Here is a 20,094-nt window from a genome sequence, read left to right as displayed (position 1 = left end):
GAGCGGTAGTTCAGTCGGTTAGAATACCTGCCTGTCACGCAGGGGGTCGCGGGTTCGAGTCCCGTCCGTTCCGCCACTTATTAAGAAGCCTCGAGTTAACGCTCGAGGTTTTTTTTCGTCTGTATGTTTATTGTTGCCATAATTGCAAAAATCCTCTGCATTTTATGCCCTTTTTCCGCAACAGTCTAAAGTCCATAATCATCTCAGTTAACGAACATAGCATTAAAAGAGGCATATTATGGCTATCCCTGCATTTGGTTTAGGTACTTTCCGTCTGAAAGACGACGTTGTTATTTCATCTGTGAAAACGGCGCTTGAACTTGGTTATCGCGCAATTGATACCGCACAAATCTATGATAACGAAGCCGCAGTAGGTCAGGCGATTGCAGAAAGTGGCGTGCCTCGTAATGAACTCTATATCACCACTAAAATCTGGATTGAAAATCTCAGCAAAGATAAATTGACCCCAAGTCTGAAAGAGAGCCTGCAAAAATTGCGTACCGATTATGTTGATCTGACGCTAATCCACTGGCCGTCACCAAACGATGAAGTCTCTGTTGAAGAGTTTATGCAGGCGCTGCTGGAAGCGAAAAAACAAGGTCTGACGCGTGAGATCGGTATTTCCAACTTCACGATCCCATTGATGGAAAAAGCGATTGCTGCTGTTGGCGCTGAAAACATCGCTACTAACCAGATTGAACTCTCTCCTTATCTGCAAAATCGTAAAGTGGTTGATTGGGCTAAACAGCACGGCATCCATATTACTTCCTATATGACGCTGGCTTATGGTAAGGCACTGAAAAATGAGGTTATTGCTCGTATCGCAGCTAAACACAATGCGACTCCGGCACAAGTGATTCTGGCGTGGGCTATGGGGGAAGGTTACTCGGTAATTCCTTCTTCTACTAGACGTGAAAACCTGGAGAGTAATCTTAAGGCACAAAATTTACAGCTTGATGCCGAAGATAAAAAAGCGATCGCCGCACTGGATTGCAACGACCGCCTGGTTAGCCCGGAAGGTCTGGCTCCTGAATGGGATTAAGCCTCTCTGACAGCTCCTCCGGGAGCTGTTTTTACATGCTCGCTAAGGAAATCGATAAAAGCCCGGATGCGCGTACTTACCGCACGGTCGCTGTAATAGACGGCACTGAATGGCATTTCCACTGGCAGTACTTTATCTGCCATTAACTCTACCAGTTCACCACGAGCAATTTCTCTGTCGATCATATAGTCGGACAAACACGCAATCCCGTTGCCACTCAGGCAAAGCTGTTTCAGTGTTTCCCCACTATTGGATGACAAACCGTACTTTACCTCATGTAATTGTCCATCACTACAGGCTATCGGCCAGGTATTGAGGGAAGCGGGTTCAGTGAATCCCAGGCAAACATGTTGCTTTAAATCGTCGATCGTTTCTGGCTTCCCGTAGCGGGAAATATAATCGGGGGAGGCGATAATTTTTCGATAACTGTTAAATAACGGCCTGGCACGTAAGCTGGAATCCGTTAACGTACCAGCGCGTATCGCGACATCCACTTTTCTTTCGATCAAATTAATAATCGTTTCGGAGGAGACTAGCGATAAAGTAACTTCCGGATAGCGTTCACGGAAAGGCTTAATTAACGGCATCAGAAAGTGCAGCACCACTGGAGTTGCGGCATCGATGCGTAACAGTCCACGCGGTGTATTACGCGTCTCCATAATTTCTGATTCTGCCGCTGCCATCTCCTGCAAAATTGACTGTACGCGACGAAAATAACGCTCGCCTTCTTCCGTCAGGCTAAGTTGCCGCGTGGTCCGATTAAGCAGGCTAACGCCAAGTTTCATCTCCAGCTTTTTCACCGCCCGGCTTACCGCTGAGTTTGCTTGCCCTAATTGTTCCGCTGCCCGGCTAAAGCTGCCGCTTTCGACGACCGAAACAAAAATGGCGAGTTCTTCCGACGTGGCTTTCATTTTTGCTCCTGTTGCAAAATAGATGAGATATTTTGAATTTATTTGTCATTAAACCATCAGGATGCGTGATATGTCATCCGATTTAATGTTCTCAATAATGAGCAAATTTCTGACCGGTGTAAGCACTTGCTTACATAACAATATACAATTGCTCGTTGAAAGAGTGAGCTAAAATCCCTATAACAGTAGAACCCTCCCGAGTGCGGAAGGGTTGACGTAATAGAGGTTTCAAAGTCAAAAGTGCGAAAAAACACCTATGCCATGCGCTATGTTGCCGGACAACCTGCGGAAAGGATCTTACCGCCGGGGTCTTTTGCGAGCATCGGCCAGGCATTACCACCTGGAGAACCGTTAAGTACCGAAGAGCGTATTCGGATCCTGGTGTGGAACATATACAAACAGCAACGCGCTGAATGGTTGTCGGTATTAAAGAACTACGGCAAAGATGCACATCTGGTGTTATTGCAGGAAGCGCAGACAACGCCAGAGTTAGTACAGTTTGCGACCGCTAACTATCTTGCCGCCGATCAGGTACCCGCTTTCGTGCTGCCACAACATCCTTCCGGTGTAATGACCCTTTCGGCGGCGCATCCAGTGTATTGCTGCCCGTTACGTGAACGAGAACCTATTTTGCGTCTGGCGAAGTCGGCACTGGTGACGGTCTATCCATTACCTGACACCCGCCTGTTGATGGTGGTTAATATACACGCCGTCAACTTCAGTCTGGGCGTGGATGTCTATAGTAAGCAGTTACTTCCTATTGGTGATCAGATAGCTCACCACAGTGGCCCGGTCATTATGGCGGGAGATTTCAATGCCTGGAGCCGTAGAAGGATGAACGCGTTATATCGCTTTGCGCGGGAAATGTCGCTGCGCCAGGTGCGTTTTACCGACGATCAGCGCCGTCGGGCGTTTGGTCGCCCGCTCGATTTTGTTTTCTACCGTGGTCTGAACGTCAGCGAAGCTTCTGTATTGGTTACGCGCGCTTCCGATCACAATCCGCTACTCGTTGAATTCAGTCCCGGCAAGCCTGATAAATAAGGTATGTCAGGTCTGCCACAGGGCAGACCAACGTTTGGCGCTGCCCTTTTATACTCAAACAACAAAAGGACAGCGCAATGACAACACAATCCCACCATGACCACGTAGAAAAGCAGTTTAGCTCTCAAGCCAGCGAATATCTGACCAGTACCGTACATGCATCCGGACGAGATTTACAGCGCCTGGCGGTGCGTCTGGCTGATTATCCTGATGCAAGTGTACTTGATATGGGCTGCGGAGCAGGGCATGCCAGCTTTGTTGCTGCGCAAAACGTGAGCGCGGTGGTGGCGTATGACTTATCTGCCCAAATGCTGGATGTCGTGGCACAAGCTGCCGAAGCCCGGCAACTGAAAAATATCACCACCCGCCAGGGTTATGCCGAAAGTCTGCCATTTGCCGATAACGCATTTGATATTGTTATCAGCCGTTATTCTGCCCATCACTGGCATGATGTTGGTGCAGCACTGCGTGAAGTGAATAGGATATTGAAACCTGGCGGTAGGCTGATTGTGATGGACGTAATGTCTCCGGGCCACCCAGTGCGCGACATCTGGTTACAGACGGTAGAAGCATTACGCGATACCTCTCACGTACGAAACTACGCCAGCGGTGAGTGGTTGACGTTAATCAATGAAGCCAATCTGATAGTTGATAATTTAATTACAGATAAGTTACCGCTGGAATTTTCTTCATGGGTCGAGAGAATGCGTACGCCAGAAGCGTTAGTAGACGCTATTCGCATTTACCAACAGAGCGCATCGACAGAGGTGAAAACGTATTTTGCCTTGCAGAATGATGGCTCTTTCACCAGTGATATCATCATGGTAGAAGCACATAAAGCGGCATAAATAAAAAAGGCACCGGGGGAATCGGTGCCTTTTTATTATCTGGTTTGTCAGGAATCTGGCATGTTGTTGTTTTTCACAAACAACGTCAGCTTATCGCCTGGTTGCAGATTCGCAGTGTCGCTGTTCCAGCGCATCACATCTTTGATGTTCACGCCGTGGCGTTTAGCAATGCTTGAAAGCGAATCGCCTTTGCGCACACGATACGTAATGCTATCGCTGTTGTTTGCCAGTCGCTGTGCGCTACTGCCTGCACCAATCGTCAAACTTTGGCCTGGCTTCAGCTTAGTTCCGCGCAGTTTGTTCCACTGCTGCAAATCTTTGGTGCTTACGCCGAGACGTGAAGCGATACTTGAAAGCGTGTCGCCAGAGCGTACGGTGTAAACACGGCTGTTAAGCGGCATATTGTCGGCAACCAGCGTCGACTGTACAGCAGCAATTTCGCCTGAAGCCAGAGATTCACGCAGTTGATCTGCATGCTTCTTTGGCACCATCACGTACTGCGGGCCACTTGTGCCCAGCGTGGAGCCTTTCACGCCAGCGTTGAATGTCTTCAGCTTGCTGACGGAAATTCCCGCCATATCTGCAACCTTCGCCATTTCAACCGGGCTGCTCAGGTGCACACGCGCCAGAGCACGGCTTTCATCAGTCGTTGGCAGACGTACACCATAACGCTTGCTGTTTTTGAGAATATCACTCAATGCCAGCATTTTAGGCACGTACTGTTTCGTTTCCTGCGGCAACGGTAACGACCAGAAGTCCGTGGATTTCCCACGCGCTTTGTTCGTTTTAATTGCCTTCATGACCCGACCTTCGCCGCTGTTATAAGCCGCTACGGTCAGAAGCCAGTCGCCGTCAAACATCTTGTTCAGACGCTGCATCATGTTCAGCGCGGCAGTCGTTGAAGCAACAACATCGCGACGCGCGTCATAATTGCGGGTCTGTTTCAAACCATAATTGCGCCCCGTGCTCGGAATGATCTGCCAGATGCCTGCGGCATTGGCGCCAGACGTCGCGTGAGGATCAAAAGCGCTCTCCACTATGGGTAGTAGTACCAGTTCCATAGGCATGTTACGTTTTTTAACTTGCCCGGCTATCCAGTACATATACGGCTCTGCCCGTAAAGTTACATCGTGGAGATAGCTCTTATTGCGTAAATATTTCTGTTTCTGTTCGCGAATCCGGTCATTTTCCGGAATTCCCATCTTTAGCTCGTCGCCAATGAAAGCCCACAAGTCACCATCTGGCGCGATAGACGTCCCATCGTCCATCCATCGTGCCTGACTTGTAAACTTTGCTGCTTCCCCTTGACCAGCTGCAGAAAGGCTCTGTGCGTGCTGTTGAACGTTGCCGGTACTCTGGCAACCCACGAGCAGGACAGAGGCGAGTAATATCGCTTTTGCCTTCATGTGTGTGTCAATAGTTGCTTAAAAGACGACCGATCATAACGGCGAACGGAGCCGATGACAAGAAAGTTTTATCAGAACCTATCTTTCTTTGACCTTAACCATGCAAAACGCTCTTCAGGTTGTTGCAATAATGTTTCTTCATTAATTACATTAATTAAATCAATATCTTCCGTTCTTAAAAAAACATTAATTTTCCGCTCATTTTTCAGAATTACGGGTAGTGTTATTTGATTTTTTGCCCGTAACTCCTTAACTTTACGATAATAATCATTTATGGACAAATCGTGCGGAAGAATACTCAAAGCAAACTTCATATTTGATAAGGTATATTCATGAGCACAACATACCAATGTATCGTCAGGTAACGCACTTAACTTTTTAAGTGATTGATACATTTGTGATGGTGTCCCTTCAAACAACCGACCACACCCACCAGAAAACAGCGTGTCGCCGCAAAATAGATAAGGTTTACTGAAGTAACAGATATGTCCTAAAGTGTGACCCGGTGTGGCAATTACACTAAATTCATGCCCCAAAACGAAGGCAGTTTCGCTATCTTTGACTACCTGTGTTGTTCCCTTATCTTGTGTCTCTTGTGGACCATACACCACAATTTGCGGAAACTTTTCCACCAGTTCTTTTACGCCGCCAACGTGATCGTGGTGATGGTGAGTGAGAAATATGGCCTCCGGTTGCCAGTTATTGGCGGTAATGGCGTTTAATACTGGCTCTGCGTCTCCGGGATCGACAATCAGGCAGCGACCTGCTTCATCATTCAAAACCCAGATGTAATTGTCATCAAAGGCGGGAATACTGTTAAGATTCATAGATTACCTCTCAGTGTGAAACGGAAGGTTGTGATGAAACCGGCAAGAGTCCCTCAAACTGTCGTGGCTCCTGATTGCTGGGGCGATTTGCCCTGGGGAGAGCTTTATCGCAAAGCGCTGGAGCGCCAGCTCAACCCGTGGTTCACTAAAATGTATGGTTTTCATCTGCTTAAGATTGGCAATTTAAGCGCAGAAATCAATTGCGAAGCGTGCGCGGTTTCTCATCAAGTGAATGTTTCTGCGCAAGGAATGCCCGTCCAGGTACAGGCGGACCCACTTCATCTTCCTTTTGCCGATAAATCCGTTGATGTTTGTCTATTGGCACATACATTGCCGTGGTGCACCGATCCGCATCGTTTATTACGTGAAGCCGATCGGGTATTGATTGATGATGGTTGGTTGGTCATTAGCGGCTTCAATCCCATCAGTTTAATGGGATTACGCAAACTTGTGCCGGTATTGCGAAAAAACTCGCCCTATAACAGCCGGATGTTTACTCTGATGCGGCAACTGGACTGGCTCTCTTTGTTGAATTTTGAAGTGCTGCACGCCAGCCGTTTCCACGTTCTCCCGTGGAACAAACACGGTGGAAAACTATTGAATGCGCATATTCCTGCGCTTGGTTGCTTACAACTTATCGTTGCCCGGAAACGGACTATTCCTTTAACGCTAAATCCGATGAAACAGAGTAAAAACAAGCCACGAATTCGCCAGGCGGTTGGTGCCACCCGGCAATGTCGTAAACCACAGGCTTAAACTTCGACTTGATAGCCTGTATCTTCCAGTGTGGGATTCATCGCCGCAGCACGAGCCAGTTCATCACAGCGTTCGTTTTCCGGGTGTCCGGCATGGCCTTTAACCCATTCCCATTTGATTTGATGCTGCCCCAATGCAGCATCAAGACGTTGCCAGAGATCGACATTTTTTACTGGTTTTTTGTCTGCTGTTTTCCAGCCACGTTTTTTCCAGTTATGGATCCACTGAGTGATCCCCTGGCGGACATACTGGCTGTCGGTACTCAAAATGACTTCGCAATGTTCTTTTAACGCCTCCAGCGCGACAATAGCGGCCATCAACTCCATACGGTTGTTGGTGGTGCGGGTGTAGCCAGCGCTAAAGGTTTTCTCGCGTCCGCGATAGCGTAAAATAGCGCCGTAACCCCCGGGTCCAGGATTACCCAGACACGAACCATCGGTGAAAATTTCTACCTGTTTAAGCATCTCTGGTAGACTTCCTGTAATTGAATCGAACTGTAAAACGACAAGTCTGACATAAATGACCGCTATGAGCACTGCAATTACACGCCAGATCGTTCTCGATACCGAAACCACCGGTATGAACCAGATTGGTGCGCACTATGAAGGCCACAAGATCATTGAGATTGGTGCCGTTGAAGTGGTGAACCGTCGCCTGACGGGCAATAACTTTCACGTTTATCTCAAACCCGATCGGCTGGTGGATCCAGAAGCCTTTGGCGTACATGGTATTGCCGATGAGTTTTTGCTCGATAAGCCCACATTTGCCGAGGTAGCCGATGAGTTCATGGACTATATTCGCGGCGCTGAGTTGGTGATCCATAACGCAGCGTTCGATATCGGCTTTATGGACTACGAGTTTTCGTTGCTTAAGCGCGATATTCCGAAGACCAATACCTTCTGTAAGGTCACCGATAGCCTTGCGGTGGCGAGGAAAATGTTTCCCGGTAAGCGCAACAGCCTCGATGCGTTATGTGCCCGCTACGAAATAGATAACAGTAAACGAACGCTGCACGGGGCATTACTCGATGCCCAGATCCTTGCGGAAGTTTATCTGGCGATGACTGGTGGTCAAACGTCGATGGCTTTTGCGATGGAAGGAGAGACACAACAGCAACAAGGTGAAACAACAATTCAGCGCATTGTGCGTCAGGCAAGTAAGTTACGCGTTGTTTTTGCGACAGATGAAGAGCTTGCGGCACATGAAGCCCGTCTCGATCTGGTGCAGAAAAAGGGCGGAAGCTGCCTCTGGCGGGCATAAATACCTGTAAAAGGCGCTAAAAATAGCGACTTGGGCGATTTTTGCAGCAAACGATTCAAAAGATGAGAAAAACCGTTGACGAAGGGTGAGGCAATCCGTAATATTCGCCTCGTTCCCAACGGAACAAAACGCGGAGCGGTAGTTCAGTCGGTTAGAATACCTGCCTGTCACGCAGGGGGTCGCGGGTTCGAGTCCCGTCCGTTCCGCCAAATTCACCTCATGAAAATGAGGTTCAGAGAACCGCAAGATTTTTAATTTTGCGGTTTTTTGCATTTAAATCACGCTATTTCTTCGGTCTATGATTTTGTTATGCTGTAAATGTGTTAATCACATATGGTAGACCATATCATTAATATTTAATCATACTATCGAATCATTCAATTTAAATATATTTGCATGTTATGATTTTCATTTTTCTATTGATTTAATGAATTTATATTTGCTGTTATTTTTGTTTGTTCTGATTCAAGTGGAGTATATAATTAAAAATCGTTAGCTAAACATTACCATGATTATGACAGGCGAGGGAGTGTCCGATTATGAATTTAAGAAGGGTTTGTTGTATATGTGTATTATTCTCGCTGCTTGCAGGATGTGCCTCTGAATCTCCTATTGATGAAAAAAAGAAAAAAACTCAAACCGCACAAAGTTCTATTAATAAAAACGTTCCCCAGCAACTAACAGACAAAGATTTATATGGTAATGAAACCACACTGGCTGTATCCGAGGAGGATATTCAAGCTGCGCTTGAAGGAGATGAGTTTCGTGTGCCTCTTAATTCTCCCGTTATACTTGTTCAGTCTGGCAGTCGCGCACCGGAAACCATTATGCAGGAGGAGATGAGAAAATATTATACAGTTGCCACATTTTCTGGCATTCCTGACAGGCAAAAACCTGTAACTTGTAATAAAGACAAAAACAAAGATGAAAGTCTGGATGTTGTAGATGCCGAAAATATGAACTGGATGCAGGCATTACGTTTTGTTGCGGCAAAAGGCCATCAGAAAGCGATTATTGTTTTCCAGGATACGTTGCAGACAGGAAAATATGACTCTGGATTGAAATCAATAGTTTGGTCAGATTATAAAAATCAAAAATTGACTGACACGATGTCACTGCGTTATTTGGTTCGATTCACGCTGGTGGATGTGGCTACAGGTGAGTGGGCTACCTGGTCGCCTGTGAATTATGAATCGAAAGTGATTTTTCCGCAGATAGGGAATAAAAATTCTGACAGCCTTGATGTGGCAGAACAGCAGATTTCACAACTTAAGCAGAAAACGTACGCAGCAGTGGTTAAAGATCTGGTGAATCGCTATCAGTAGTAAGGTTTTATACCAGACGTTTTAATGGTACTTAGCAAGAAAGAGCATTTTCTTTTCTATTTATACTCTGGTTCAAGTCTGCTAATTAATTTTACATATATATTTTTTTTAGGAGTAGTAAAAAACTTTACTAAAGTTATTTATTGTTCTCTCAACATATAAGCTGTAGTTCGAGTTTTCGGTTGAACTGTCAAAAATACATCATACACATCTATAAAACAGCAGGTACGGTTAATTAAGAATTTTTATTCGTGATTAACCGTACTTTATCATTTTATTTTATGATGTTAAATTGCCTTTTTAAAATATAACAATAATGCAGATGAAAAACTCCCAGGTAACTTAGAAAATCCGTTCACTCCAAAGGCTGTACGCACTGGTTCCGGCGACGCTGTGCTCCCAGTTGATACTCTCATAGGTAAATGACACAGACTCTTCCGGCTGTCCTGGGCTGTCGTTAATGGTATGGGGAACGGTAAGGCCGATGTTTGAGATCCGGGCGTTAGTCAGTTTCACCTTGTAGTACGGTTCATTAACACCAAAGCGGTTGGTGCGATAGAATACAAAATCACAGGTCAGACATTCATTCTCCGAAATGGCCTTGCCCAGCAGGGGGGAAGATTTGTCCACCGGTTTCGTGATGGTCAGCTCCTGGTGGTTGACATTCTGCGCCCGGCTCAGACCATGGGACAGTGACGTCACCATGATCTGATCCTGATGTGCAATCTGAGCTTTGTTACCGATGGACGGCATTGACGAGCATCCGGATGAAATCAGCCCCTGAAGTTCTCCGTTCAGTGTCAGATAGACGGGATTTGCCATTGTTATTCTCCTTAAACTCAATGGGTCGGAGGGACTGGCACGGTGCTGTTGTCCGTTGCCATATCCTGTCCGGTATTTTTCAGCAACAGCCAGCGGCTTAACAGCCCATCCAGCCGTTGGTTGATCTCTTTTGCTAGCGCTTGTGTGTCCTGATTCTGCGTGCGGGTCTCCTGGTACTGCGTCAGCATGTACTCCAGTGGAGTTTCCTGATTCAGTAACCGTTCGGCCTGCCAGGTCACCGTTTTGATATACGAGAGGGTGAAACCCTGTTTCTCCGTCTCCTTTTTCATCATCAGATCCGCAAAATCCCGCAAATTCTGCCGCGCCTGTTGCCAGCCCTTCATCTGCGGACTGGCTTGCGCCCGGTTTCTCAGCGTGGTGCTCCACATCCGGCTGGCTTCCTGCTGTTGCAGGCTTTCCGGCCAGAGGGTGTCTGCGGTGCGCATCATCTGCATTCCGGTTTCCAGCGGCTGTAGCGGTGGGGTATTCAGAAGCTGTTGCAGGTTCTGTTCATATTCTTTCAGTACCGGTGATGCCAGCCAGACGGTGGCTGCTCCCTGTGTGGTATCCCTGACCTTTGTAAGCTGCCGCTGCATCGGGTACGTCTGCCACCACCAGAGTGCAGCAGCGATAACGGCAGTACAGGCGGCACCGGCAACAAAACCTTTTACCGTGTCGCCCTGTTTTGCTTTGTCGGCGTTATCTGCCACTCCGCGCACCTCCACCCGCATTTCCGGCAGGTCGGGTAGGGGGGGCATGGTTTCCGCTGTGGCGGAAGCCGTGCCTTCAGGCGCATAGACCAGCGTTCTGACCATGGTCTGTGCCGCCGTAGCAGTACGGTTTCTGGGCTGCGGCTCAAACCGCTTGCGTGTGTTCTGCACAAAATAAAGCAGATTTTCCACGCGCGGTTGGCGCTTCAGTTCCACCTGCTGGAGTTTGTCGCAGATAAGCTGCAAAGCCCGTTCCGTGCGGTAGAGCAACGAAAGATCATTTTCGGAAAAGGAAACCTGCTGGCGCAGGATATTCCCGGTGCGGGTGTTGAACCAGTCCAGCATCTCAGTCCTCGCCGGGCCACTTTGCGGCCAGAATTTATCCCATTCGTGGGTGATCATCGCAGCTAGCAGTTCCGCGCCTTCACAGAACCCTGCCAGTCCCTGATTACGTGTACGTGCCAGCGTATAGTAGGTGGCGGTATGCAAATCCACCCCGTTGGCCTTAAAAATTGACAGCGCCAGCGATTCCACTAGTTTCCAGTTCAGCTCCGGCTGTGACGGGTGGTTAGCTTTGTTAATTTCTTCGCGGATGGCGCTGAACTCCGGCAGGGTACGCGGATCGCTGCCGGTAACGATAGTTTGTGTCAGTACATTGTTGCTCATCACTAACCCCCTTAATACAACGTATCCGGTAAACGGAATTGGCTGAACAGACCACCGGTGAACGGGTTATCTTCGGTATCCACATGCACCCGATAAACCATCGCGCCGCCGTCCACGTTAAAGCGCACGTTAAAGGTGTCACTGGTCACGTTGGTCAACTGGCCCGCGCCGAACAGGCGGAACTGCGCCCACGGTCCACTGAAAGCGATACTGCGCGGTGCTCCACCGCTGGTGCCAACCAGCGTCAGCTTGCTTTCATTGCCTTCACGCATGTTGTTTGGCCAGACCAGATGGGCGGTATAGTTGCGTCCCTGGCTGTAGTCCACTAACTGGCCGTCCAGGTTAAGTACGCTGCGCCGTTTATTGCCGGAAAGCGACACCGTTTCCACGGCAAATTGTGTGCCCAGCCCGTTCTGCTGGCTGAAGAAGATGTCGCGGATTTTTTGCGCGGTATCCAGTTGTTGTCGGATATCTTCACGGATCAGCACTCTGCCGTCGTCGCCAAAGGTCAGATCGTTTTCAAGGAACAGTCGCAGGTTGTCCTTATAGAAATTGTCCAAAATGCCATCCGGTTTAAAGAAACGTTCAAACGCATCCAGTGAGGCATCCTGTGTGGCGCGTGGATTAAATGGATAGTTGTCGGCAAGCTGTTCGTTGAAGGGATTCACTACATTGTCGCGCCAGTCCACTTCCATGTAATGAACGGCTTCCACCATCACTACATGCCAGGCCTGATCCGCCAGCTTGCCCACCCAGCGGTTAAGAGGCACAGGCAGGGTTTTTGCCATCTGACGGGTGGCGAAGATTGGATCGCTGCTGTTTAGATCCAGCCGTAGCTGTACTGCTTTCAGCGCCGATTTCCCAGACACTGGCGAGTTCTGAATCGCCAGCAGGTAACGGTGCAGCTCGGTCAGTTGCTGGTACACGGCCTGTAGCGTACTCGCCTTGTCCTTTTGCTCCTGCAGTGCGCTATTTTCCGGTGCGAACTCATGTCCCAGCCGGGATAACAGGCGGTAATCCATCTCATTTATCGCCGCTTCCCTCGCCTTATCATCCAGTTTGCCGGAGAGCGTCAGCGCGTGTGTATTATCGCGCAGCGCCGTCAGCGCACGCTGGAATGGCTGATCGCCGCTGATAATCTGCTCCAGCGCGTCGGTCAGCGCCGGCATGGCCTCATAGTCACGGACGTTGAGATTATCCATTCCGGCACGCCATGTAGCGGTATAGTCACTGAGGTACTGTTCAGTGATATGGCGCTGGATCTCTTCACGGTCGGCCTCGCTGTAGGCGACGCTTTGCGTCAGGTTCAGCACCCACGAATCCAGCGCGGTCAACTCAACGAGACCGTCGTGTTGTTTGATAAAATAGCTTTGCAGGCCATAGCGGGTGAGAAACTGCGGGATCACCAGTTTTTCATCATTACCGGCGACGAACACGTTGTCGAAGGTGGGACCAACCTGGTCGCGCAAATTCAAATCGGCGGGCAACACGCTTAATGCTTTGGTGCGCAGGGTCTGGTAGACACGCTGGTATATGGGCAGCTTGCTCAGTTCCTGCTGCGCATTAATGACCGGTTTATCATAGGGTGTCCAGCGGCTGACAGCATCGCTGTCGCCGCTCTGGCGCTGCGCGTGCCAGTCGGTGTGCTCCAGCGCATAGTCCAGATGCGCCATCAGTTGCGCCTGAATATCACGCTGGCCGTGAAATTCATTGCTCCAGCGCCGCGCCATGTACTGTTTTACCGCCTCGTTGTTGCGCCCACTTTTGTCTTCCATCATGCGCAGTATGCGCAGCACGGCGAGCTTTTCTTCGCTCTCTGGCGGGGCATTGTTCAGATCCCGGATCAGGCCGTTCATTAATGAGGGGAGATAACGCTGCTCAAGAAGCTGAATGTAGGTTTGCTCCACATACGGCCCTACGCGGACGCCCTGGTACAATCCCATATCCGCCAGAAAACCGTGATCGCGGTAATCGCCATAGGCCAGGGTGGCATCGCGTACTGGGTTAAGCAACGGTAGTTGCAGATTGCCGAATTCATCCGTTCCCTGCGGTGGTGGTACGTCCATAAAGGCTTTAGCCTGTGCCAGTACGTTAACGCCGGACTGCCAGTTCTGGTTGTAATAATGGTGCCAGCTTCCGACCAGCAACGCCACCAGCGCTGCGCCACAGGCGGAAAAGGCGGTCAGCCTGCGCCGGGAGCTGCTCAGCCAGACGCTGTTTTCACCCGCCAGGTTCGGCTCGGCTAGCAGGACTTCAGGGAAGAGGCGGCGGGTGAAATAGGGCGTTGTCTCCACCAGAGGCCAGGTTGCCAGCGAACTGTTGCCCAGCCCGTACTGGCGGGCGGCAGACTGCGTGAAAATATCATCCACCTGGCCACGCTGTAGCGATGATGTGAGCCAGACGCCGCGCAGCATCACATCCATGTTCTCACCGTCCAGCAATGCGGCGAGCAGTGCGGTGACGATTTCTCCCGTTCCCTGCATCTGACGGGAGAAGCTGAACACGGCACTGCGCAATGCAGTGCCGGTCTGCACGAGCATCAGGTCTGACAGGGCCAGGTTCATCTGTTGTCCCCAGGTCTGCCAGAAGGTGCTCAGCTCGCTGCGCCAGTCATCGTTTTCATGAGCGCGGCGGGTAAACGTGACGCCGAGGATCGCGTCGCGGTCTTTTTTATCCAGTGAATGGAACAGCGCGGCAAAGCCGGTCAGTAGATCCAGCCGGGTCAGCACCACATAAACGGGCAACCGGCAGTGCAGGCACTGGCGAATTTCCTGAAGTTGCTGACGCAGATTTTGTACCAGTGCTTCGCGACGGGGTTTATCCGCCGTCAGCAGTTCGGGAAGATCGAGCGTCAGGATCAGACCATTGAGCGGCTGGCGTGCGCGCGTTTCCATCAGCCAGCCCAGCCAGTGTTCGCGCAGGCGGCGGTGGAGCAGATCATCCCCGCCGGGGGAGGTCAGTACGCCGTCAACATCGAAAATTACTGCCTGGTTGCCCACTCGCGGTGTGATCAGCGGATGATATTCCACCCCCCGGATGCTTTCCGGCATGTAAATAATGTCAGACGGAAAGCCCTCGCGCAGCAGCGTGCTTTTGCCGCTACCCGCAGGACCAATGACCATATACCACGGCAACTGCCACAGATAACGGCGGTTATCCAGATGGCGGCGCAGGCGCAGCAGCCAGTGATCCAGATATTGCTGCTGGTGGTGGAGTTCCACGGTCAACGGATCTTTTTCTTCCTCCCGCTGCTGTTTCTGCTGTTTTTCCAGCTTTTGCAGACGCTTCATTACCCGCCAGGTGAGCCAGACCAGAGCGATAAGCCCCCAGACGGCGGTCGCCAGCCAGCGGTTTGCCAGCGGAGCCAGCCAGTGCTGCTCATAGAGCGTCCATTTTGGACCCTGCCACCAGATCCACACCAGCAGAAAAATCCATGCCAGCGCCAGCAGCCAGGCGGCGGATACCCTGAATCGCGGCATCGCTGGCCTGAGCGCAGATCTCAACGAGCTGAACAGTCGGGATGTGGGAAATTTGAACACGGTAACTCCTTGTTATCTTTTACTGTTCTGCCGTGAATTTTTGTTCCAGTGCTTCCAGCAGGGACGGTTCCCATTCGGACAGCATCATGTGTAATCCTGTTCTGAAGAGCATCCGGTACTGCTGTTGTGCAAGCTGAACCAAACCGGCCTCTTCCAGTAACTGCGCGCCGAAAAACTGGCGGTGAAACTGGTGGCGGGGCTCACCTTCGGGCAGATTTTCCAGGTACCGCAGCGCGGCTTCCAGCCCGTTTTCATCGAAGCACGCCCTGGCCGCCTGTAATTCTTCATCGGTCTGTACAACTGGGGCGGTCTGGTTGACTGAGTCGGATGATGCCAGCCACTGTTTCGTCTGTTCGGACACAAACGGAGTGCGGTCGTTAAACAACAGGTTGATCAGTGCGGGCAGGCGGGCCAGAAAACCGGTAACTTCATCACGGATAGCATCCGCCACCTGTTTATAACCGAGGCGCAGCGCGGTCTGTGCTGAGAGGTAATGACCGTCCAGCCAGTACGGGGCCAGCAGCAGGCTTTTTTCCACCTGCTGCCACAGCGCCATGTCGGCATTGTTCAGCCGCGCCAGGTAATCATCCATCATATCGACAGGGAAGGCTGCCAGTGGGGTCCGGCCATCGCTTTCTGCCTGCGGGGGACTGGTGATGGTCTGCCACAGAGCATGGCGGCGCAGTCGGTAACCCTGCGGTGACTCCGGCTGGCGCTCACAGAGAATGGCGGCCACCTTCAGCAGGGTGTCGCGCCATGCTTTATCGTCGTGGCTGTCAACAGTGACCTGCGGGATTGGAGTGGCTGCAACAGGAGGCTGAGCGGCAACCGTGTGCGGTGACATATCCGGTACAGATCCGGCTGTGGCCTGCGGCGCAATGGCGGCGGTTCGTGCAGATGATGGCATTTCAGGCGCTACATCACGAAACGCGCGCTGAAACAGGGCAAATAAATCGTCTGTCGCCTTAGCCAGCTCAGGCGCGTTGTGCGCCTGCCAGCACTGTGCCAGTTTTGCCAGCTCTCCCAGCAAAGCATCGCGCTGTATTGTCGCAGCATTCCCGGCAAAGTCCTGAACGGCAGACTCAAAGCGTTTTATCACCTGGGCGGCAAAGCGTTTTTTGTGGGCCATGTTCTGCGGTGCGGCGCATGTCCAGTAGTGTTCTGTATATTGTGCCAGCATCCTGGTGGCCAGCAGAATATCACCGGCATGTTGCAGGGTACGCAGCAGGTGGGCCAGCAGGCGAAAATCTTTGGTTTCTGAGGCCAGAAGCATCAGGCCCCGGCGCTGAAGTTCCGGGATATCGAGCTGGCTGTGCGCCAGCGAGCCGAGCTTGACGATTTCGCTGTCGATAAACTCCCAGTCTGCATTGCCATCATCAAGCGCGGCGGACCGCTTATCTTCCGGCAGGTTTTCCAGCAGGTGTGCAAGCCATACATCAGGATTACGTAAGTCCATTGCCATATTCTTATTCTCCCGCCCAGTGGCAGGCGTCGCGTAGCGGCGCAATAACCCGTGCCAGCCCGTCAATGTTAAAGGTCAGCTTTCCGGCGGCGTTGTCTGTGCCGGTATCCACCGTCAGCGTTTTTGCGCCGAACAGTTGCTTAATTTCATCGATACCGGATAACCCCCGGCTGGACTCCAGCAGGGTGCCGTTCTCGCGCACAAACCAGTGGCTGCGCAATGCCCGGCTGTCGGCATTCAGGGTGACGGCGATATCATGGACATCCAGAGGGTGCATCAGCGCCACCTGCATCCGGGTGATATTGTCCACGCAACTGAACATCAGCACCGGGCGCGGCGGAACATGGCCGATAGCCGGGGTGGTTATCACCACCGTCGGGCGTTCACCCGGTACTTGCGTTACCAGCAGCTCCGTGGTGTTGCCCTGGCGGCGTTTTTCCTGTTCTGTCGCACGGGTCCAGGCTTCACCCTGGTAACGAGCTTTCACCAGTGCGGCACCACCAAAGCCAGCCTGTTCCGGCGCAAGAATGCGGTCATAACAGTCAAGCCGATCCAGCGCCGCCGTCTCCTGGCGACAGGACTGCATGGCCTGTAACGTGGCTGTCGCATCCGGCGGTGTCGCTGTGGCGACAGCTACCGCCACACCGGCCATTGACGATGTTTCTGCGGGTGCGGCACTGGCGGGTAAGCCCGCCATCAGGCCCGCGATAAACAATCCTGTCTGCCGGAAAACGCGCAACCTGCTCATAAAACCGTTTCATCCTCTGTGACGGACTCGTCGTCCTGAGCATCTTCCACGTCTGCTGTGAATGCACCGTCTGCCGCCGACAGACGAATCCGGGCAATCGCCGTGTTGGCTGCCATCTTCTGCAACAGCAGCAGCGAGAGCGGCGGCAGCATGTCGCCGTCGATGACCGATTCGAGCATCCTTGCGCCGTTTTCAGCGCGGGTGACACGGCTCATGATTTCGTCCGTCACTTCCGGCTCAATAATCACGTCCGCGCCAAAGCGGCTGCGCAGCACGTTATCCAGGCGGGCCAGTTTCCCGGCAATAATGGTAGCGAGCGTCTCTTTCGACAGCGGCATGTAAGGCACCACTTCCATGCGCGCCAGCAGGGCAGGTTTAAAGAAGTCCGCCAGCACCGGATAGAGGGCTTCCTGCATGGTTTCCGGGTCATCGGCGTGTTCGACAATCACCTGGTAGCCAAGGTTGGAGGTCAGGAAGAAAACGATATTTTTACAGTCAATCAGGCGGCCTTCACCGTCTGCTATCTCGCCCTTGTCAAACGCCTGGTAGAACAGGTTGAGTACATCCGGGTGCGCTTTTTCCACTTCATCGAGCAGCACCACCGAGTAGGGTTTCTGGCGAATCGCTTCGGTCAGGACGCCACCTTCGCCATAGCCGACATAGCCCGGAGGGGAACCAATCAGCCGCGAGACGGTGTGTTTTTCCTGAAACTCGGACATATTGATGGTGGTCAGATACTGGCGACCGCCGTAGAGCAGTTCCGCCAGTTGCAGGACGGTTTCGGTTTTACCCACGCCGCTGGGGCCAGCCAGCAGGAACGCGCCAAGCGGACGTCCCGGACGGCGCAGGTCGGCGCGTGCAGTCAGCAGATGTTTATGCAGGCTGGCAATCGCCAGGTCCTGGCCTTTGATAGTGTCTCCAAGCCATACGGGCAGGTCGGTGATGACCGACATTTCATTCTGCGACAGGCGGTTAAGCGGTACGCCGGTCCATTCTGCGATTACCGCCGCAATCTGCGTTTTATCGACGTGCGGGGAAACCAGCAACCGGTCGTTATGCAGGGCGTCCAGCTCGGCAGTGAGCTGTGCCAGACGCTGTACCGGGGAAACTGTTTCAACAGTCTCTTCCGGCTGTACGCTGCCAGCTTCATCAGCCAGTACGGCACCGGTATTATCCTGTTCTGACTCTGACGGCGTATCCACTACGGCATCTGTGTCCTCTGCAACGCCCAGTAACTGCTGGCGTAGCGTAATAATCTCCTGTACCAGCGCCTGTTGCTGGTGCCAGGCGGCTTCCAGTTCATCCAGCGCCGTCAGTGTTTCATCGTACTGCACCAGCACTTCCGTCATCCGGGCGGTATCGGTACGCAGCCCGATACGCCTTTCGCGCTCAAGCTGGCGGATTTCCGTCTCCTGCTGCTGGCTTAACGTGGCCAGCGCCGAAATCTGTTTCGGCGGCGAAGAAAGGTTGATTGCCACACGGGCGCAGGCCGTATCGAGCACGTCGATGGCCTTATCCGGCAACTGACGCCCTGAGAGATAACGCTCGCTTAATGTTGCTGCGGCCTGTAAGGCCTCATCGTCAATCAGCACGCCGTGCGACTGTTCATAGACCGTGGACAGGCCGCGCAGAATAATGGTGGCCTCTGCTGCGGTAGGTTCGCTGACCTTCACCAACTGGAAGCGGCGCGACAGGGCAGCGTCTTTCTCGAAGTATTTTTTGTACTCGCTCCAGGTGGTGGCGGCGATGGTTTTCAGCTCGCCGCGCGCCAGCGCCGGTTTGAGCAGGTTGGAGATATCCAGCCCGCCCTGCTGGTTGCCCGCACCAATCAGAGTATGTGCTTCGTCGATAAACAGAATGACTGGCACCGGAGAGGAAATGACCTCCGCCATCAGCCCCTTAAAGCGTTTTTCAAACTCGCCCTTCACTGACGCCCCGGCCTGCAATGCGCCGAGGTCAAGGGTCATAATATCGGTGTTTTTCAGCTTGTCCGGCACCTGGCCTGAGACAATACGCAGCGCCAGCCCTTCGATTAAGGCACTTTTACCCACACCCGCTTCACCCACCACCACCGGATTGTTTTTACGACGGCGGCAGAGAATGTCGATCATCAGGTCGATTTCATGGTCACGGCACAGTACAGGGTCAAGTTTGCCGTTACGGGCATCTTCGGTCATGTTTTTGGCGTAGCGGGCAAGCCCGCTGTCGCCGGTTTCAGGCGTGCCGGGTGCCTGTCCGCCAACCTGGTTCACGGATTCGGCGGGCTCTTTAGTCCATGACGCGAAATCCTGCTGTAACTGGTCGCGGTTTATGGCCGTCAGCAGACGGGCAGCAGCGGGTGGAATATAGCGCAGCGGTGAATGCAGCAGAGCCAGCAGCAGCACGCCGCCGCGTAGTTCGCTGTGCTGCATCTGGGCCGAGGCCAGCAGCCATGACTCCTTGAGCCATTCGACCAGCATCGGGGAGAAGCTGGGATAGCCTTCGGCGGAACGTCCGCTGGGATAACTCTCCACGGTCAGCGCCTGGCGTAGCTCCTCCGCACTGATGCCTGTGCGTTCGGTAATTACCCTTACGTCGTTGCGCGGGATAGCCAGCATCTGCAACAGCACATGGGCAACGGTGATCTCACTGGCCTGCTGGCTCATACACTCCGAGGCAGCCATTTCCAGCGCCTGTTTTGCAAAGGGGTTAAGCCGCTTTACCAGCGTGGCTAAATCAATCTGGATCATAA

At 52.1% G+C, this 20,094-nt stretch carries 16 protein-coding genes and 1 tRNA gene; 7 read left to right on the top strand and 10 right to left on the bottom strand.

Features of this window, described 5'->3' with window-relative positions; genetic code table 11:
• Nucleotides 1-238 precede the first annotated feature (238 nt).
• Entirely contained in the window at nt 239-1,042 is an 804-nt protein-coding gene (gene dkgB / locus FQ015_RS16405; protein WP_088542378.1) for a 2,5-didehydrogluconate reductase DkgB, read from the top strand.
• Here the strand turns inward: dkgB and yafC are convergent.
• Nucleotides 1,039-1,953: a DNA-binding transcriptional regulator YafC gene (yafC, locus tag FQ015_RS16400; protein ID WP_000648583.1), complete on the bottom strand. Its 915-nt coding sequence runs from the start codon at nt 1,951-1,953 to the stop codon at nt 1,039-1,041. The two genes, dkgB and yafC, sit on opposite strands and share 4 nt — an antisense overlap.
• A 240-nt stretch (nt 1,954-2,193) precedes the next feature.
• On the opposite strand from yafC, the gene FQ015_RS16395 reads away from it, so the two are divergent.
• Together FQ015_RS16395 and FQ015_RS16390 are read left to right on the top strand one after the other, a co-directional pair.
• The gene (locus FQ015_RS16395) at nt 2,194-2,994 is read left to right on the top strand and encodes an endonuclease/exonuclease/phosphatase family protein (protein WP_001230983.1); all 801 of its coding nucleotides are present in this window, start codon (nt 2,194-2,196) and stop codon (nt 2,992-2,994) included.
• A gap of 77 nt (nt 2,995-3,071) precedes the next feature.
• On the top strand, nt 3,072-3,842 hold the full coding sequence (locus FQ015_RS16390; protein WP_039021716.1) for a class I SAM-dependent methyltransferase: 771 nt from the start codon (nt 3,072-3,074) through the stop codon (nt 3,840-3,842).
• A 47-nt stretch (nt 3,843-3,889) separates the two neighbouring features.
• Here the strand turns inward: FQ015_RS16390 and mltD are convergent, their stop codons facing one another.
• Entirely contained in the window at nt 3,890-5,248 is a 1,359-nt protein-coding gene (gene mltD, locus FQ015_RS16385) for a murein transglycosylase D (protein WP_039021715.1), read from the bottom strand.
• Between the two features lie 71 nt (nt 5,249-5,319).
• Nucleotides 5,320-6,075 carry a hydroxyacylglutathione hydrolase gene (gene gloB / locus FQ015_RS16380; protein WP_160524275.1) on the bottom strand — a complete coding sequence of 252 codons (756 nt, stop codon included), beginning with the start codon at nt 6,073-6,075 and terminating at the stop codon, nt 5,320-5,322.
• A gap of 33 nt (nt 6,076-6,108) precedes the next feature.
• Here gloB and FQ015_RS16375 point away from each other — a divergent pair, with 33 nt between their 5' ends.
• Entirely contained in the window at nt 6,109-6,831 is a 723-nt protein-coding gene (locus FQ015_RS16375) for a class I SAM-dependent methyltransferase (RefSeq protein WP_021556435.1), read from the top strand.
• On the opposite strand, the gene rnhA is transcribed toward FQ015_RS16375, so the two are convergent.
• On the bottom strand, nt 6,828-7,295 hold the full coding sequence (rnhA, locus tag FQ015_RS16370; protein ID WP_000917883.1) for a ribonuclease HI: 468 nt from the start codon (nt 7,293-7,295) through the stop codon (nt 6,828-6,830). The genes FQ015_RS16375 and rnhA overlap by 4 nt on opposite strands.
• A gap of 64 nt (nt 7,296-7,359) precedes the next feature.
• Between rnhA and dnaQ the strand changes: the two genes are divergently transcribed.
• From dnaQ to FQ015_RS16355, 3 genes are all read left to right on the top strand, one after another.
• Nucleotides 7,360-8,091 (top strand): DNA polymerase III subunit epsilon, encoded by a 732-nt coding sequence (gene dnaQ / locus FQ015_RS16365; protein ID WP_001308374.1) that lies wholly within the window; start codon nt 7,360-7,362, stop codon nt 8,089-8,091.
• A gap of 132 nt (nt 8,092-8,223) precedes the next feature.
• Nucleotides 8,224-8,300: transfer RNA gene (locus tag FQ015_RS16360), tRNA-Asp, on the top strand.
• A 330-nt stretch (nt 8,301-8,630) separates the two neighbouring features.
• Complete coding sequence (locus FQ015_RS16355) at nt 8,631-9,416, top strand: hypothetical protein (protein WP_001053624.1); 786 nt, start codon at nt 8,631-8,633, stop codon at nt 9,414-9,416.
• Between the two features lie 342 nt (nt 9,417-9,758).
• Here the strand turns inward: FQ015_RS16355 and FQ015_RS16350 are convergent, their stop codons facing one another.
• The 6 genes from FQ015_RS16350 to tssH all read right to left on the bottom strand — a co-directional run bounded on the left by FQ015_RS16350 (nt 9,759) and on the right by tssH (nt 20,092).
• Nucleotides 9,759-10,238: an Hcp family type VI secretion system effector gene (locus FQ015_RS16350; protein WP_000013183.1), complete on the bottom strand. Its 480-nt coding sequence runs from the start codon at nt 10,236-10,238 to the stop codon at nt 9,759-9,761.
• A gap of 17 nt (nt 10,239-10,255) precedes the next feature.
• The gene (locus tag FQ015_RS16345) at nt 10,256-11,614 is read right to left on the bottom strand and encodes a VasL domain-containing protein (RefSeq protein WP_001355442.1); all 1,359 of its coding nucleotides are present in this window, start codon (nt 11,612-11,614) and stop codon (nt 10,256-10,258) included.
• Between the two features lie 11 nt (nt 11,615-11,625).
• The gene (gene tssM / locus FQ015_RS16340) at nt 11,626-15,063 is read right to left on the bottom strand and encodes a type VI secretion system membrane subunit TssM (RefSeq protein WP_160524277.1); all 3,438 of its coding nucleotides are present in this window, start codon (nt 15,061-15,063) and stop codon (nt 11,626-11,628) included.
• A 109-nt stretch (nt 15,064-15,172) separates the two neighbouring features.
• Nucleotides 15,173-16,615, bottom strand: a complete 1,443-nt coding sequence (tssA, locus tag FQ015_RS16335) for a type VI secretion system protein TssA (RefSeq protein WP_160524274.1) — start codon at nt 16,613-16,615, stop codon at nt 15,173-15,175.
• 4 nt (nt 16,616-16,619) lie between these two features.
• On the bottom strand, nt 16,620-17,363 hold the full coding sequence (vasI, locus tag FQ015_RS16330; RefSeq protein ID WP_000088848.1) for a type VI secretion system-associated protein VasI: 744 nt from the start codon (nt 17,361-17,363) through the stop codon (nt 16,620-16,622).
• Nucleotides 17,360-20,092: a type VI secretion system ATPase TssH gene (gene tssH, locus FQ015_RS16325; protein WP_160524273.1), complete on the bottom strand. Its 2,733-nt coding sequence runs from the start codon at nt 20,090-20,092 to the stop codon at nt 17,360-17,362. Before tssH ends, vasI begins: the two co-directional genes overlap by 4 nt.
• Nucleotides 20,093-20,094 lie beyond the last annotated feature (2 nt).

The organism is Escherichia sp. HH26CH (assembly GCF_009820205.1).
Lineage (GTDB): Bacteria > Pseudomonadota > Gammaproteobacteria > Enterobacterales > Enterobacteriaceae > Escherichia > Escherichia coli_F.
The sequence above is the reverse complement of the archived record's forward strand: the minus strand, read 5'-3'. Positions and strand labels throughout refer to the sequence as shown.

Coding starts and splice junctions, on each gene's coding strand:
- dkgB (WP_088542378.1), top strand. CDS start 239: ATGGCTATCCCTGCATTTGGTTTAGGTACTTTCCGTCTGAAAGACGAC.
- yafC (WP_000648583.1), bottom strand. CDS start 1,953: ATGAAAGCCACGTCGGAAGAACTCGCCATTTTTGTTTCGGTCGTCGAA.
- FQ015_RS16390 (WP_039021716.1), top strand. CDS start 3,072: ATGACAACACAATCCCACCATGACCACGTAGAAAAGCAGTTTAGCTCT.
- mltD (WP_039021715.1), bottom strand. CDS start 5,248: ATGAAGGCAAAAGCGATATTACTCGCCTCTGTCCTGCTCGTGGGTTGC.
- gloB (WP_160524275.1), bottom strand. CDS start 6,075: ATGAATCTTAACAGTATTCCCGCCTTTGATGACAATTACATCTGGGTT.
- FQ015_RS16375 (WP_021556435.1), top strand. CDS start 6,109: ATGAAACCGGCAAGAGTCCCTCAAACTGTCGTGGCTCCTGATTGCTGG.
- rnhA (WP_000917883.1), bottom strand. CDS start 7,295: ATGCTTAAACAGGTAGAAATTTTCACCGATGGTTCGTGTCTGGGTAAT.
- dnaQ (WP_001308374.1), top strand. CDS start 7,360: ATGAGCACTGCAATTACACGCCAGATCGTTCTCGATACCGAAACCACC.
- FQ015_RS16355 (WP_001053624.1), top strand. CDS start 8,631: ATGAATTTAAGAAGGGTTTGTTGTATATGTGTATTATTCTCGCTGCTT.
- FQ015_RS16350 (WP_000013183.1), bottom strand. CDS start 10,238: ATGGCAAATCCCGTCTATCTGACACTGAACGGAGAACTTCAGGGGCTG.
- FQ015_RS16345 (WP_001355442.1), bottom strand. CDS start 11,614: ATGAGCAACAATGTACTGACACAAACTATCGTTACCGGCAGCGATCCG.
- tssA (WP_160524274.1), bottom strand. CDS start 16,615: ATGGCAATGGACTTACGTAATCCTGATGTATGGCTTGCACACCTGCTG.
- vasI (WP_000088848.1), bottom strand. CDS start 17,363: ATGAGCAGGTTGCGCGTTTTCCGGCAGACAGGATTGTTTATCGCGGGC.
- tssH (WP_160524273.1), bottom strand. CDS start 20,092: ATGATCCAGATTGATTTAGCCACGCTGGTAAAGCGGCTTAACCCCTTT.